Raw genomic sequence first — 15,231 nt, 5'->3', positions numbered from 1 at the left:
GGCATTCTTGTCTGCGCGGAAATCTGCGATGCTTGCGTCTTTCCACGGGGAGATACGTCGAATGCGCTGGTTCAAACGGGTGGGCTGGATACTGGCGGGCGTGCTGCTGATCGGGCTGACGGGCGCCATCGGCGGCTATATCTGGTATCGCCAGGCCTCGCAGCCCGATACCGCCGGGACGATGCACCTGCCCGCACTGCGCGACCGCGTGGTGGTGGTGCGCGACCGCAACGCCGTGCCCCATATCCAGGCCGCCAACGCGCTGGACGCCTACTACGCGCTGGGCTATGTCCATGCGCAGGACCGGCTCTGGCAGATGCAGATGAACAAGCGCATCGTGGCCGGCCGGCTGGCCGAGATCCTGGGCCCGAGCGCGCTCGATACCGACCGCTTCCTGCGCACCATGGGCGTGCGCCGCAACGCCGAAGCCGTGCTGGCCCAGACCCCGCCGGAGACACGCGCGGTGCTGCAGGCCTATGCCGATGGCGTCAATGCCTATATCGATACCCGCAAGGCGGCGCTGCCACCCGAGTTCCTGATTTTGGGCACGAAGCCTGAGCACTGGGAGCCGGCCGACACGCTGGGCTGGCAGACCATGATGGCCTGGGACCTGGGCGGCAACTGGCGGCAGGAGGTGCTGCGCATGGGCCTGGCCCAGCAACTGCCCACGTCGCGTATTGCCGAGATCCTGGCGCCGTACCCCGGTGACAAGCCGCTGCGGACGATGGACTACGCCAGCTTCTATCGCAAGCTGGCGCCCGTGGCCACGGCCATGGCGCAACTGTCCGAGCGCGCGCCGGCCGGCTATGTCGATGGCATGGGATCGAACAACTGGGTGGTGTCCGGTGCGCACACCCGCAGCGGCAAGCCGTTGCTGGCGAACGATCCGCACCTGGGGCTGCAGGCGCCCGGGCTCTGGTACTTCGCGCACCTGCAGGCCCCGGGGATGGATCTTACCGGCGCCACGCTGCCTGGCGCGCCGCTTGTGGTGCTGGGCCATAACCGACGCATCGCCTGGGGATTCACCAATACCGCGCCCGATGTGCAGGACCTGTATATCGAGCGGATCGACCCGGCGAACCCGAATCGCTACCAGACGCCCGATGGCTGGGCCGAGTTCGAGACGCGCCAGGAGGTCATCCGCATCAAGGGGCAGCCCGACCTGACGCTCAATGTCCGGACAACGCGACATGGCCCGGTGATGTCGGACGTGGCCGAGCCGATCAGCGCGGCGGCCAGGCCGCTGGGCGCGCAGTATGTGGTGTCGTTCCAGTGGACGGCGCTGCGGCCGGACGACCGGACCTTCCAGGCCAGCCTGAAGATGGGCATGGCCACCGACTGGAAGAGCTTTGTCGGCGCGCTGCGTGAGTTCCATTCGCCGCAGCAGAACATCGTGTACGCCGATGTGGACGGCAATATCGGCTATATCGCGCCGGGACTGGTGCCGATCCGCCGGCCCGACAACGACCTGATGGGGCTGGCGCCCGCGCCGGGCTGGGACGCGCGCTACGACTGGCAGGGCTTCATTCCGTTCGACCAGCTGCCACGGCGCTTCAATCCGCCGTCGGGGACGATCGTGACGGCCAACCAGAAGATCGTCGACAACGACTACCCGTTCTACATCACCAGCGAATGGAGCGTGCCGTACCGCGCCCAGCGCATCCAGACGCTGCTGGACGCCGAGCCGCACCATACGCCGGAGACCTTCGGCACGATCCAGAAGGACGTGGTGTCGCTGGCCGTGCGCGACGCCTTGCCGCTGCTGCTGGCCGCACCCGTGGCCAGCGATGCCGCCCGTCCGGAACGCGAGCGCCGGCTGTTCGATGCGTTGCGCAAGTGGGATGGCACGATGGCCGCCGATCGCGCGGAGCCGCTGGTGGTGACGGCCTGGCTGCGTGAACTGTCGCGGCTGCTGTTCGAGGACAAGGTCGGCGATCCGATGTTCAACAGCCTCTGGGACCAGCGCAACGTACAGTTGCCGATGCTCAATGCCATGCGCGATCCCAAGGGTCTCGGCGCATTCTGGTGCGACAACTCGCGCACCACGGCGCGCGAGACGTGCGCGGTCACCATTGGCCTGGCCTGGCAACGCGCCATTGCCGACCTGGATCAGCGTTATGGCGACGACCCGGCCAAATGGCGCTGGGGCAAGGCCCATGCGGCGCGTTCGGAGCACAAGCCGTTCGGCAAGGTGCCGTACCTGGCCAACCTGTTCAATATCCGCGTCCGCACCGGCGGCGACACCTATACGGTGGACGTGGGCCGGCACAACCTGCGCGATGAAGCGGCGCCGTTCGAGAATACCCATGCGGCCAGCCTGCGCGCGATCTACGACCTTGCCGACCTGTCCGACTCCCGGTTCATGTCATCGACCGGGCAATCGGGCAATGCGCTGTCGCCGCACTATCGCGACTGGACCGATAAATGGGCGGCGGTGCAGTTCATCACGATTGGCGGGCACCGGCGCAACCCGGGTGGTGACAGCTTCGACACACTCGTGTTGCAACCTGTGAAAGACAAGCGATGATGCGGTGCGGTATCGTATGGGGCCGCATTGAAATCCAAGCCATTTTCCAGCAGGAGTGTCAGTCGATGAGCGAATCCAGGCGCCAGTTGCGTACCGATGTCATCCAGCATGTTGCCTTCGAGCATGCGGGCGTGATTGCCGAGGTGGCGCGCGACCGCGGCCATGACATCCGTATCTACCAGGCGGGCGTGGACGACCTGACGCTGGTGCAGACCGACCCGGCCGATCTGCTGGTTGTGCTTGGGGGCCCCATCGGCGTTTACGAGACCGAAGCCTACCCGTGGCTGGAGGCCGAGATCGGCGTGATCCGCCAGCGCCTGGCAGACGAACTGCCGATCATCGGCGCCTGCCTGGGCGCGCAGCTGATTGCCGCCGCATCGGGCGCGCGCGTCTATCCGGGTACGCGCGAAATCGGCTGGGGCCAGATCCAGCCGACCGACGCCGGGCGCCGTTCGCCGCTGGCGGTGCTGGCCAACGCCGACTGGGAAGTCCTGCACTGGCACGGCGACACCTTCGACCTGCCGGAAGGCGCCGAACTGCTGGCATCGACGGCGGCCACGCCGAACCAGGCCTACGCCATCGGCAAGCATGTGCTGGCGCTGCAGTTCCACCCCGAGGTGAAGCCCGGCGATATCGAGACGTGGCTGATCGGCCATACCGTTGAACTGGCCAGGGCCGGCATCGATCCGCGCACGATCCGCCGCCGTACGGCCGAGATTGGTGCCACGGTGGCCAGTGCCGGCGAACTGATGTTTGCGCGGTGGATGGAGGAAGCGGGGCTGTGAGCAGAGGGCGTCCCCACGATATCGACGAGCGGATCGATGTCCGCATCGATGCGCTGCTGGCAGGCCGCGTCCGGCCGTTCGGGCCCAAGGGCGTGCCCAGCGGCATCGACAAGACGGCAATCGACGGGCCGGTACGTGTGACCACCATCGGGCTGGACATCGACGAACAGGGCGATCCGAAACACCATGGCGGGCCCGAAAAGGCGATCCACCACTATCCGCACGACCACTATGCTGGCTGGCGCGGCGAACTGGCCGGGCACGGTAGCAACATCGACGTACTCGAACGCGCCGGCGCATTTGGCGAAAATCTGAGTACAACGGGTTTGACGGAGGCCGATGTCTGCATCGGCGACCGCTTCCGGCTGGGCACGGCACTGGTGGAGGTCTCGCAGGCCCGCCAGCCATGCTGGAAGCTCAATCATCGCTTCGGGTTTGCAGGCATGTCGCGCGCCGTGCAGGGTAGCGGCCGTACGGGCTGGTACTACCGTGTGATCGAGGAGGGCGATCTGGCCGCCGGCGATCGCCTGGTGCTGGTGGCGCGGCCCTGTCCGGACTGGAGCCTGCAACGGCTGCTGCACGTGCTCTACGTCGACCGGCTCAATATCGCCGCGCTGGCCGAGATGGCGGAGCTGCCGGTCCTGGCAGAAAGCTGGCGCAAGCTGGCCCGCCAGCGCGTGGCGAACCACGCAGTCGAGGATATGGAGAAACGGCTGGCGGGTGGGTAAGGCCGGCTGGCATTGCCTGCCGCCAGCCTTCCTGTGTCAGGGCCGCGGCCTAGCGGCGGCGCCTTCTGTCATCGTCCGAGCCGGCGCTTTCGTCGTCCATGGGCTCGATCAGCCTGAACCCCGCGCGTTGCTTGACCAGCGCCGACGGTGTCGTGATGGCCGACGTGAATACATCGGTCACCCCCCGGCCGCTCAAATAGTTCAGGTACACCTGCAATCCAAAGCTTGCCGCGCCGCGTACGCCGTTCTGGCGATAGAGAACATTCTGCGGCACGCTGACCACGGTGCCGACATCCGCCTGGGTGGGATCGTCCTCGTCGATGCTGCCTAGCAGGACCGAGACGGGGAAGCCCTGATATAGCACCAGTACATAGATGGCAGGTTCGCCTTCCGCGATGGAGGTGACCATGCTGTCCGCCATCCTGCGCCCGGTATGCGCAAGGGAAGCCTGGCCGGGGGACATGGCGTTGTCGCTGGCGAAACGGCGGTAGTCATCGCGCCAGCGTTGCAGCACGCTCGACAGGCGCAGCATGACCGGAATGTTGTCCCAGTTGTGAATCTCGAAGGTGAACGGGTTCCGCGCGTCCTGTTCCCAGCGCCCGTTCCTGAGGACTCTTGGCAAGACGGTCTGCGGCTGGAAGTTTCGCAAATCGATCTGATACCGACCCAGCGGCGCGGTCTGCGCCTCGGCCAGCGTAGCCGGCGCCGTATTGGACTGCACGAGTTGGCCGTTGCCCGCTGCGTGCATGCGGGCTGCCGCCACCTCCATGTCCATGGTGCCATTGCGCGACACCTGGAAGACCTGGTCGGCAGCGCGATACGCAGCCATCGCGGTCTCGCGGCGATTGTCGCGCGTTGTCGAGCCGTCCCGCTCCCGTACCGCCGCGATCAGTTCATTCTCAAGCTCTGGGTTCGAGGATGCATAGCCGGTGGTGCCGTGGGCCAGAATGCTGGAGACGACCTGTTCGAATCTTTCCGAATCCCACTGGGGCCCGAACAGCGCCTGGAACAGCGCGATGATCGTCATCGTCCGGCTGACGCAATCGGCTGGATCGTCCACGCCGCGTCGCATGCGGGGTGTCACGATATGCTCGACCTCCGTGCGGCAGACGCGCGAGGCTGCATAGACTGCCATGGGATTGCGCCCCATGGCCGTATAGGACACCAGCCTGGTTTCGGGCACTGCGGTTCTGGGCCTCGCAGGTGTCACTGCGTTGAAACCCGTGTGGGCCGGAGCCCCTGCCGAGTAACGGACCGCATTCGGGTCCTGCGTGGCCTTGCCCGGGGACGGGGCGCTGCACTGACCGAGGAAGAACGTGGCGACGGCGAGCATCTCGTTGCGCCAGCACGCGGTCGGCGGCTGCAGCCGCGCTTCCGGCTTGACCTGTGCGAATGACAGTGCGGCAATTCGCACTGCCTCGCCGGTTTCGTTCTCGATCGCGAGTGTCGTGCCGAGCGGGGCGGCCGGGCGCTGCACGGTAGCAATTGGCGATGTCCGCAGCACTTTTCGCATCCGGTCGGACGACACGAGCTGGACATCGATGTGCGTTGGGTCTTCGTAGGCCAGGGCGATGGAAACGAATGCCGCCTCGGCATCGAGGTCGAACTTGGCGACGTTGCGAAACGTATACGCATCCTCGATGTCGGCAGTATGCCCGCTGAACTTGATGCGCAGGGCGTTGCCAACGTAGACGTGAAAGTACTGCCGCGAGCTGGTCTCGACGGTCATTACCACCTGACTCAACGGGTAATGCTTGCCGTCCGGGGTGTTGCCGACGATATCGGCAAGGTTGTATCCCTCCGAAAATCCAACGGGACAGTCAATGCTGCAATTCAGCCGCGTTCTGACGACCTGGAGCGACCGCGTCTTGTCGTTGAACGCGTTGAAGAAGTTGGCGCCGTAATACCGGACGTAAGACTCGCCTTTTCCTAATTGTTCAGAGAACGCGTAGAAGGCGAGGTCCTTCGCCATCAGCAACGACGACGCATTACTGTCGACACTGTCGGATAGTGTCCACTCCAGCGCCCCCGGGGCAAAGCAATTCTCCCGACCCTGGAACCGGGCGTGCTTGTAGACGCACGCCCGGGGCACCGCAAGGAAGCTGCTGAAGGTCATGGCGGAAGCGTCCACCGTCCGGGCATAGTCCCCGGTGAAGCGCCGAAGCTGACCTCTGAACTTCGGACCGGATGAGACGACGAGCTCGGTATCCCAATCGAGCTTGACCGACTTGAAGGCCAGGCCATCTGGCACATCGACCTGCGTGTCGATGTTGAAGCAGCGTTTGTCGCCCTGGTAATCCGCCTCTGTATAGACGCACGCCTGGCCGGCCAGGGCTTGCCCGCTGGCAGCCACAGATAGCCAGAGCAGTAACGATCCGACGTGGCGCGACCATCCTGTGCGCCATGGTCGGCGCTGCAATGCACGTGTTGCCATGCTCAATCTCCCGATGCCGCGGAACTTTCCGCCCGCGCATTCTGGGGAGATCAAAAATGGCCGACCTTGGCTCGTATCAATCCATCAACACTATCGTGAAAGTGCGACAGGAAACGTACAAATCGCGTTCTTCCGGCCTATTCCTGGCGGAATCGCCATGCCGTGGCTTCGCGCGTGATCCGCTCCCAGATCCCCTGTTTTTCCTCTTCGCTATAGAACACCCAGTTGCTGACTTCGGCTGCGGTGCGGCCGCAGCCCTGGCATACCTCGTCGAACAATGTCGAGCAGATGCCGATGCAGGGGCTGTCCGGGCGGTCGCTCAGGCGCGTCTGGGCCTCGTCCTGGTCGGAAGTGGCGGGCGAATGGAGCGGATCGGGGGTATTGGCGGACATGAAGCGGGGCGCTGCGGAAAAGGCCGTATGGCGGCTGGCCGCACATTATAAACGCCCGGCCCCGGCGCCTTCGGCACTTGGGAATTACCCCTGAGGTCATTGTGGACCGCTTGACGGCCATCTACCCTTGACGGGTCATGATTCCAGTCCAGTTGATGCCAGGGAGGCCGTCCATGTCCGCAAAGTCAGTCGAACCCCGCAATGCCGCCATGCTCGAATCGGTGCTGGGCGGATCGCCCGTGGCGCGCGCGCTCGGGATTCGCTTCGATGTAGTAGCGCCAGATCATGTGGAGCTGCTGCTGCCATTCAGCATGCAAAACATCACCGTGGGCGACATGGTCCACGGCGGCGTCATCGCCACGCTGATCGATGTGGCCGGCGCGGCGGCGGCGTTTACTGCCGTGGATCTGGAGGTCGTGAAGGGCGGGGCGACCGGATCGCTGTCGATCCAGTATCTGGCACCGGCAAAATCCGCGACGCTGCGTGCCGTGGCGGACGTGGTACGCCGGGGCAAGCGCCAGGTGGTGACCGAGGTGTCGGTGTTTGCCGAGAGCGAGGCAGAAGCCGTGCTCGCCGCCAAGGCGCTGATGAGCACGGCACTGCTGTAGGCAGTCAGGCGGCCCCGGCGGGGCCGGGGCCTTGCTCGTCAACCGAGCCGGCGATCAGTACTTCCAGAAGATCTGCTGCAGGGCCTTCGGGTCGTTGGTCTTGGTCAGCGCCAGCGCCATCAGGATGCGCGCCTTCTGCGGCAGCTGGTCGTCGGTGACGATCCAGTTGTACTTGTCGTCCGGCTGCTCGGCGTTGCGCACGACGATGCCGCTGCCCGTGCGCGAGGCCCGCACCACCTGCACGCCCTTGGCCTGCGCGGCCTTGAGCGGCTCCACCATGTAGTCGCCCACGCTGCCGTTGCCGGTCGCGGCATAGACGATGGCCTTGGCGCCGTTCTTGACGGCCGCGTCGATGCTGGCCGGATTCACGTTGCCGTAGGCGTAGACCACGGCCACTTCAGGCAGCTTGTCGATCTTGTCGATATCGAACTCGGTCTGCAGCGTGTGCGGGCGGGCCAGGGTGCGGTAGTACAGCGTGCGGCCTTCCACCACGTAGCCCAGCGGGCCGAACGGCGAGCGGAACGTCTCGGTCTTGAACGTGTTGGTCTTGGTCACGTCCCGGCCGGTGTGGATTTCGTCGTTGAGCACCACCAGCGCGCCCTTGCCCTTGGAGGCCGGGCTCGAAGCCACCAGCACGGCATCGTAGAGGTTCAGCGCGCCGTCGGCGCCCAGCGCCGTGCCCGGACGCATCGAGCCAACCACCACCACGGGCTTGTCGCTCTTGAGCGTCAGGTTCAGGAAGTACGCGGTTTCCTCGATCGTGTCGGTGCCGTGCGTGATGACGATGCCGTCCACGTCAGGCTGCTTGAGCAGTTCCGACACGCGCTTGCCCAGCTTCAGCAGGCGTTCGTTGTTGAAGCTCTCGGAGCCGATCTGGAAAATCTGCTCGCCCTTGACGTTGGCGACCTTCGAGATTTCGGGGACCGAGGCAATGATCTTGTCCACGGGCACCACGGCGGACTGGTACGCCGCGGTGTTGGTGGCCGATGCACCCGCGCCGGCGATGGTGCCGCCGGTGCCGATGATGACGATGTTGGCCTTGCGCGCTTCGGCCGTGGTGCCGGCGGGCGCGGAGGCGCTGGCCGACGGGGCCAGTTGCGCATGCGCGGTGCCGGTCAGCAGCGCGGCGGACAGCAGCAGGGTGGCAAGGGTGGTGAGCTTGGCAGGTCGTTGCATGATTCTCCTCTTTCCCGGCCTGGTGCGTGATTCTTGTGGAAACAGCAGGGGCCGCTTTTGATTGGTTCGTTGAACCGCCGCAAGCCGCAATGGTTCGCGAACGGAGCCAGAACTATAACCACGCCACGGCGTTGCGTCGACAACTTCAACAGAATCCTTGCACCCGCGCAAAACGTATGCTGGATAAGACAAAGCGGCATTCTCCTGTCAGGAAGAATGCCGCCCGGTGACGACAATTTCAGAAAAGTCCGAGAGCCACGTCAGATCTATCGCATGGAACAAGGGATCGGCTAGAACGCGTCTCCCGGCACGCGCACCCAGCCTTCCATCAGCACGCGTGCGCTGCGGCTCATGATGGCCTTCTGCACGGTCCACTGGCCGTCCACCAGCGCGGCCTGCGCGCCCACGCGCAGCGTGCCCGACGGATGGCCGAAGCGCACGGCCTCGCGCTCGCCGCCGCCGGCCGCCAGGTTCACCAGCGTGCCCGGCACGGCAGCCGCCGTGCCGATCGCCACGGCCGCGGTGCCCATCATCGCGTGGTGCAGCTTGCCCATCGACAGCGCACGCACCAGCAGGTCCACGCTGCCGGCTTCCACCGTCTTGCCGCTCGACGCGGTATAGGTGGCAGGCCGGGCCACGAACGCCACCTTGGGCGTGTGCTGGCGCTTCTTCGCTTCGTCGATATCCTGGATCAGGCCCATGCGCCTGGCGCCGTAGGCCCGGATCGTCTCGAACATCGCCAGCGCCTTCGGGTCGCCGTTGATGGCGTCCTGCAACTCGGTGCCGGTGTAGCCGATGGCTTCCGCCTCGACGAAGATCGTCGGGATGCCGGCGTTGATCATCGTGGCCCGGAGCGTGCCCACGCCGGGCACGTCCAGGTCGTCGATCAGGTTGCCGGTCGGAAACATCGCACCGCCGCCGTCGTCGCCTTCCTCGGCGGCCGGGTCCATGAACTCGAGCTGGACTTCGGCTGCCGGGAAGGTCACGCCATCGAGCTCGAAATCGCCGGTTTCCTGCACCGCGCCGTTGGTGATCGGCACATGCGCGATGATCGTCTTGCCGATATTGGCCTGCCAGATCCTCACGGTCACGGTTCCATTTTCAGGAATCCGCGAGGCCTCGATAAATCCGTTGCTGACCGCGAACGGGCCCACGGCCGCCGACAGGTTGCCGCAGTTGCCGCTCCAGTCCACGAACGGCTGGTCGATCGACACCTGGCCGAACAGGTAGTCCACGTCGTGGTCCGGACGCGAACTCTTTGCGATGATCACCGTCTTGCTGGTGCTGGACGTGGCGGCGCCCATGCCATCGATCTGCTTGCCGTACGGATCGGGGCTGCCGATCACGCGCATCAGCAGGCGGTCGCGTGCTTCGCCGGGCTTCTGCGCCGATTCGGGCAGGTCCTGCAGCCGGAAAAACACACCCTTGCTGGTGCCGCCACGCAGGTACGTGGCGGGAATCCTGATTTGAGGTACGTGAGACATCGTAGTTTTCCTAATACCGATCAGGCTGCGGCGCGCGACGATTCCAGGAAATCCTGGGCAAATCGCTGCAGCACGCCGCCGGCTTCATAGATCGACACTTCCTCGTCGCTGTCCAGCCGGCACAGCACCGGCACTTCCACCTTTTCGCCGTTCCTGCGATGGATCACCAGCGTCAGCTCGGCGCGCGGGCGGCGTGCGCCTACCACGTCGAACGTCTCGGTGCCGTCGATCCCCAGCGTCAGACGGTTGGTGCCGGGCAGGAATTCCACCGGCAGCACGCCCATGCCGATCAGGTTGGTGCGGTGGATGCGCTCGAAGCCTTCGGCCACGATGGCTTCCACGCCGGCCAGCCGCACGCCCTTGGCAGCCCAGTCGCGCGACGAGCCCTGGCCGTAGTCGGCCCCGGCCACCACGATCAGCGGCTGCTTGCGATCCATATAGGTCTCGATGGCTTCCCACATGCGCACGACCTTGCCTTCGGGCTCGATGCGGGCCAGCGATCCCTTCTTGACCGCGCCATCGACCACGGCCATCTCGTTGATCAGCGTCGGGTTGGCGAACGTGGCGCGCTGGGCGGTCAGGTGGTCGCCGCGGTGCGTGGCGTACGAGTTGAAGTCTTCTTCCGGCAGGCCCATCTTTGCCAGGTACTCGCCGGCCGCGCTGTTGCGCAGGATGGCGTTGGACGGCGACAGGTGGTCGGTGGTGATGTTGTCGCCCAGCACCGCCAGCGCGCGCATGCCGCGCAGCGTGCGCTCGCCGGCCAGCGCGCCTTCCCAGTAAGGCGGGCGGCGGATGTACGTGCTTTGCGGGCGCCAGTCGTACAGCGGATCGATCGACGTGTCGTTCTCGGCGTGCAGCGCGAACATCGGCTCGTAGACCTTGCGGAACTGCTCGGGCTTCACGCTCTGCTTCACGATTGCGTCGATTTCCTCGTCGCTCGGCCAGATGTCCTTCAGGTAGACCGGCTTGCCGCTCGCGTCGGTGCCCAGGGCATCCTGCTCGATATCGAAGCGGATCGTGCCGGCGATGGCGTAGGCCACCACCAGCGGCGGCGACGCCAGGAACGCCTGCCTGGCGTACGGGTGGATACGGCCGTCGAAGTTGCGGTTGCCGGACAGCACGGCCGTGGCGTACAGGTCGCGGTCGATGATCTCCTGCTGGATCTTCGGGTCGAGCGCGCCCGACATGCCGTTGCAGGTCGTGCAGGCAAACGCCACGATGCCGAAGCCGAGCTTTTCCAGGTCCGGCAGCAGGTTGGCTTCCTGCAGGTACAGTTCCACCGCCTTCGAGCCCGGCGCCAGCGACGACTTGACCCACGGCTTGCGCGTCAGGCCGCGCGCGTTGGCGTTGCGGGCCAGCAGCGCGGCGGCAATCACGTTGCGCGGGTTGCTGGTGTTGGTGCAGCTCGTGATGGCGGCGATGATGACCGCGCCGTCGGGCATCTGGCCCGGCGTTTCCTCCCACTTGCCGGCAATGCCGCGCGCGGCCAGGTCGGACGTCGGCAGGCGCTTGTGCGGGTTCGACGGGCCGGCCATGTTGCGGACCACGGTGGACAGGTCGAAATGCAGAACGCGCTCGTATTCGGCCGTCTTCAGCGCATCGGCCCACAGCCCGGCGGTTTTGGCGTAGGTCTCCACGAGCTGGACCTGCGCTTCGTCGCGGCCGGTCAGGCGCAGGTATTCGGTGGTCTGCCCGTCGATGAAGAACATCGCGGCGGTGGCGCCGTATTCGGGCGCCATGTTCGAGATCGTGGCGCGGTCGCCCAGCGTCAGACTCGACGCACCTTCGCCACGGAATTCCAGATAGGCGCCGACGACCTTTTCCTTGCGCAGGAATTCGGTCAGCGCCAGCACGATGTCGGTGGCGGTGATGCCGGGCTGGCGGCGGCCGCTCAGTTCCACGCCGACGATGTCGGGCAGGCGCATCCACGACGCGCGGCCCAGCATCACGTTCTCGGCCTCCAGGCCGCCCACGCCGATAGCGATCACGCCCAGCGCGTCAACGTGCGGCGTGTGGCTGTCGGTGCCCACGCAGGTGTCGGGGTAGGCCACGCCGTGGTCGGCATGGATCACGGGCGACATCTTTTCCAGATTGATCTGGTGCATGATGCCGTTGCCCGGCGGGATCACGTCGACGTTGCGGAACGCCTTCTTGGTCCAGTTGATGAAATCGAAGCGGTCTTCGTTGCGGCGATCCTCGATGGCGCGGTTCTTCGCGAACGCGTCGGGATCAAAGCCGCCACATTCCACGGCCAGCGAGTGATCGACGATCAGCTGCACCGGCACCACGGGGTTGACCTTGGCCGGGTCGCCGCCCTGGTCGGCGATGGCATCGCGCAGGCCGGCCAGGTCCACCAGCGCAGTCTGGCCCAGGATGTCGTGGCAGACCACGCGGGCCGGGAACCACGGGAAATCGAGGTCACGCTTGCGCTCGACAAGCTGCCTGAGCGAATCGGTCAGCGTGGCGGGGTCGCAGCGGCGCACCAGGTTTTCGGCCAGCACGCGCGACGTGTACGGCAGTTTGTCCCAGGCGCCCGGGGAGATGTCATTGACGGCAGCGCGGGCGTCGAAATAATCGAGACGGGTCCCGGGCAGCGGTTTGCGGTAGGCAGTGTTCATGGCGACGTGAGGACTGTGCGTGCCTGCCACCGCCCGGCGGGTGGCCGGGCCGGGTGGCGGCACTGTTGTTGTTGCAATGGATCAGGCGCGCTTCTCGATCGGCACGAACTTCAGGTCTTCCGGGCCGGTGTAGTTGGCCGTCGGACGGATGATCTTGTTGTCGATCCGTTGCTCGATCACGTGCGCGGCCCAGCCCGACGTCCGGGCGATCACGAACAGCGGGGTGAACATCGCGGTGGGCACGCCCATCATGTGGTAGCTCACGGCGCTGAACCAGTCCAGGTTCGGGAACATCTTCTTGGCGTCGGCCATGACCGTTTCCAGGCGCTCGGCGATGTTGAACATCTTCATCGAACCGGCGTCCTTCGACAGCTTGCGTGCCACTTCCTTGATCACGACGTTGCGCGGGTCGGCGATCGTGTACACCGGGTGGCCGAAACCGATCACCACTTCCTTGTTTTCCACGCGGCGGCGGATGTCGGCCTCGGCCTCGTCCGGGGTGTCGTAGCGTTTCTGGATCTCGAACGCCACTTCGTTCGCACCGCCGTGCTTCGGGCCGCGCAGCGCGCCGATGCCGCCGCAGATGGCCGAATACATGTCGGAGCCGGTGCCGGCCACCACGCGGCAGGCAAACGTCGAGGCGTTGAACTCGTGCTCCGCGTACAGGATCAGCGACGTCTGCATCGCGCGCTCCCACAGCTTGCTGGGGGGCTCGCCGTGCAGCAGGTGCAGGAAGTGCGCGGCAATCGATTCGTCGTCGGTTTCCACCTCGATGCGGCGGCCGTTGTGGCTGTAGTGGTACCAATACAGCAGCATCGATCCCAGGCTGGCCATCAGGCGGTCGGCGATGTCGCGCGCGCCCGGCGTGTTGTGGTCGTCCTTTTCCGGCAGCACGGTGCCCAGCACCGACACGCCGGTGCGCATCACGTCCATCGGGTGGGCGCTGGCCGGCACCCATTCCAGGGCGGCCTTCACGTTGGCGGGCAGGCCGCGCAGGGCCTTCAGCTTGGTCTTGTAGGCGGCCAATTCGGCCTTGTTCGGCAGCTTGCCGTGCACCAGCAGATGGGCGATTTCCTCGAATTCGCACGTATCGGCGATGTCGAGGATGTCGTAGCCGCGGTAGTGGAGATCGTTCCCGCTACGGCCAACGGTGCACAGGGCGGTGTTGCCGGCGGCAACGCCCGACAGGGCAACGGATTTCTTGGGCTTCGGCGTGGCCAGCGGTTGGGCTTCGGACATCTGGGTCTCCTTGATTCGATTTCGAGTGTTTGGGGTGCGTGCGGTCATGGTGGGGTGTCCTATTGCAGCGCAACAGACCGCATCGCAAAGAATAACGCGTACGTGTGCGGGGGCGTTACCGGGCCTTGCCTTGCGCGAACAGTGCGTCGAGCTTCTGCTCGTAGGCATGGTAGTCGATCCGCTCGTAGAGTTCGGCGCGCGTTTGCATGGTGTCCACGACGTTCTTCTGCGTGCCGTCGCGGCGGATGGCCGCAAAGACGTTTTCGGCGGCCTTGTTGGCGGCGCGGAACGCCGACAGCGGGTACAGCGCCATGGCCACGCCCACGCCGCGCAGATCGTCGAGCGTGAAATACGGGGTGGCGCCGAATTCGGTCAGGTTGGCCAGCACGGGCACCTTCACGGCGTCCACGAACCTGGCGTACATCGCCAGGTCGGTCATGGCTTCCGGGAAGATGGCATCGGCGCCGGCTTCGGCGCAGGCCACGGCGCGCTCGATGGCGGCGTCCAGGCCTTCGACGGCCAGCGCGTCGGTGCGGGCCATGATGACGAAGTGCTCATCGGTACGGGCATCCACGGCGGCCTTGATGCGGTCCACCATTTCGTCCTTGCCGACGATCTCCTTGTTCGGGCGATGGCCGCAGCGCTTGGCGCCGACCTGGTCTTCGATATGCATGGCCGCGGCGCCAAACTTGATCAGCGACCGCGTGGTGCGCGCCACGTTGAAGGCCGACGAGCCGAAGCCGGTGTCAACATCCACCAGCAGCGGCGTGTCGCAGACATCGGTGATGCGGCGGATGTCGGTCAGCACATCATCGAGATTGGAGATGCCCAGGTCCGGCAGGCCCAGCGAGCCCGCGGCCACGCCGCCGCCCGACAGGTAGATCGCGCGATACCCGGCGCGCTTGGCCAGCAGCGCATGGTTGGCGTTGATCGTGCCCGGAATCTGCAGCGGGGTCTCGTCGATCAGGGCCTGGCGGAAGCGGGCACCCGCGGAGCGGGCAAGTTCGTTGGCGGAAAAAGTCATGGCTTGGATCTCTGGGTTGGTTCAATCCTGCTTCGGAGGCAGGGCGGCTCTTTAGCGCAAGGGGTGTGCCAGCCCGCTGAAACGCGAGCCCCGCGCCGCCCGGGCGGCATTCCGGTAGGCAGAAACCCTTATGCGTCAGTGGCTTAGGTGATGTCGACGGCCAGTCATCGCCCACATGAAAGGCCGCTTGCATCACAATAATGCGCTTGTGCATTG

The 15,231-nt window shown here is 65.6% G+C and carries 11 protein-coding genes; 4 read left to right on the top strand and 7 right to left on the bottom strand.

Annotated features, from left to right (window positions below):
* Positions 1 to 61: 61 nt before the first annotated feature.
* From AC3FJ6_RS17970 to AC3FJ6_RS17960, 3 genes are all read left to right on the top strand, one after another.
* The gene (locus AC3FJ6_RS17970) at positions 62 to 2,527 is read left to right on the top strand and encodes a penicillin acylase family protein (protein WP_488773092.1); all 2,466 of its coding nucleotides are present in this window, start codon (positions 62 to 64) and stop codon (positions 2,525 to 2,527) included.
* 65 nt (positions 2,528 to 2,592) lie between these two features.
* Positions 2,593 to 3,312, top strand: coding sequence for a glutamine amidotransferase (locus AC3FJ6_RS17965; RefSeq protein ID WP_488773091.1), 720 nt, complete (start codon positions 2,593 to 2,595; stop codon positions 3,310 to 3,312).
* Positions 3,309 to 4,040, top strand: coding sequence for an MOSC domain-containing protein (locus AC3FJ6_RS17960; RefSeq protein WP_488773090.1), 732 nt, complete (start codon positions 3,309 to 3,311; stop codon positions 4,038 to 4,040). Before AC3FJ6_RS17965 ends, AC3FJ6_RS17960 begins: the two co-directional genes overlap by 4 nt.
* Before the next feature lie 49 nt (positions 4,041 to 4,089).
* On the opposite strand, the gene AC3FJ6_RS17955 is transcribed toward AC3FJ6_RS17960, so the two are convergent.
* Positions 4,090 to 6,474, bottom strand: a complete 2,385-nt coding sequence (locus AC3FJ6_RS17955) for a hypothetical protein (RefSeq protein WP_488773089.1) — start codon at positions 6,472 to 6,474, stop codon at positions 4,090 to 4,092.
* Between the two features lie 137 nt (positions 6,475 to 6,611).
* A complete protein-coding gene (locus AC3FJ6_RS17950) occupies positions 6,612 to 6,866 on the bottom strand; it encodes a DUF1289 domain-containing protein (protein ID WP_487523741.1) in 255 nt (84 codons plus the stop codon).
* Positions 6,867 to 7,039: 173 nt separating this feature from the next.
* Between AC3FJ6_RS17950 and AC3FJ6_RS17945 the strand changes: the two genes are divergently transcribed.
* Positions 7,040 to 7,474 carry a PaaI family thioesterase gene (locus AC3FJ6_RS17945; protein WP_228770891.1) on the top strand — a complete coding sequence of 145 codons (435 nt, stop codon included), beginning with the start codon at positions 7,040 to 7,042 and terminating at the stop codon, positions 7,472 to 7,474.
* A 54-nt stretch (positions 7,475 to 7,528) separates the two neighbouring features.
* Here AC3FJ6_RS17945 and AC3FJ6_RS17940 read toward each other — a convergent pair whose 3' ends face one another.
* The 5 genes from AC3FJ6_RS17940 to prpB form a co-directional block, all read right to left on the bottom strand.
* A complete protein-coding gene (locus AC3FJ6_RS17940) occupies positions 7,529 to 8,650 on the bottom strand; it encodes an asparaginase (RefSeq protein WP_153947753.1) in 1,122 nt (373 codons plus the stop codon).
* 290 nt (positions 8,651 to 8,940) lie between these two features.
* On the bottom strand, positions 8,941 to 10,134 hold the full coding sequence (gene prpF, locus AC3FJ6_RS17935; RefSeq protein ID WP_488773088.1) for a 2-methylaconitate cis-trans isomerase PrpF: 1,194 nt from the start codon (positions 10,132 to 10,134) through the stop codon (positions 8,941 to 8,943).
* 20 nt (positions 10,135 to 10,154) lie between these two features.
* On the bottom strand, positions 10,155 to 12,752 hold the full coding sequence (gene acnD / locus AC3FJ6_RS17930; RefSeq protein WP_488773087.1) for a Fe/S-dependent 2-methylisocitrate dehydratase AcnD: 2,598 nt from the start codon (positions 12,750 to 12,752) through the stop codon (positions 10,155 to 10,157).
* 81 nt (positions 12,753 to 12,833) lie between these two features.
* Positions 12,834 to 13,991: a bifunctional 2-methylcitrate synthase/citrate synthase gene (gene prpC / locus AC3FJ6_RS17925; protein ID WP_153947750.1), complete on the bottom strand. Its 1,158-nt coding sequence runs from the start codon at positions 13,989 to 13,991 to the stop codon at positions 12,834 to 12,836.
* 115 nt (positions 13,992 to 14,106) lie between these two features.
* Positions 14,107 to 15,015 (bottom strand): methylisocitrate lyase, encoded by a 909-nt coding sequence (gene prpB / locus AC3FJ6_RS17920; protein WP_488773086.1) that lies wholly within the window; start codon positions 15,013 to 15,015, stop codon positions 14,107 to 14,109.
* Positions 15,016 to 15,231: the final 216 nt, after the last annotated feature.

The sequence above is a fragment of the Cupriavidus sp. 94F1 genome (assembly GCF_057798875.1).
The sequence above is the reverse complement of the archived record's forward strand: the minus strand, read 5'-3'. Positions and strand labels throughout refer to the sequence as shown.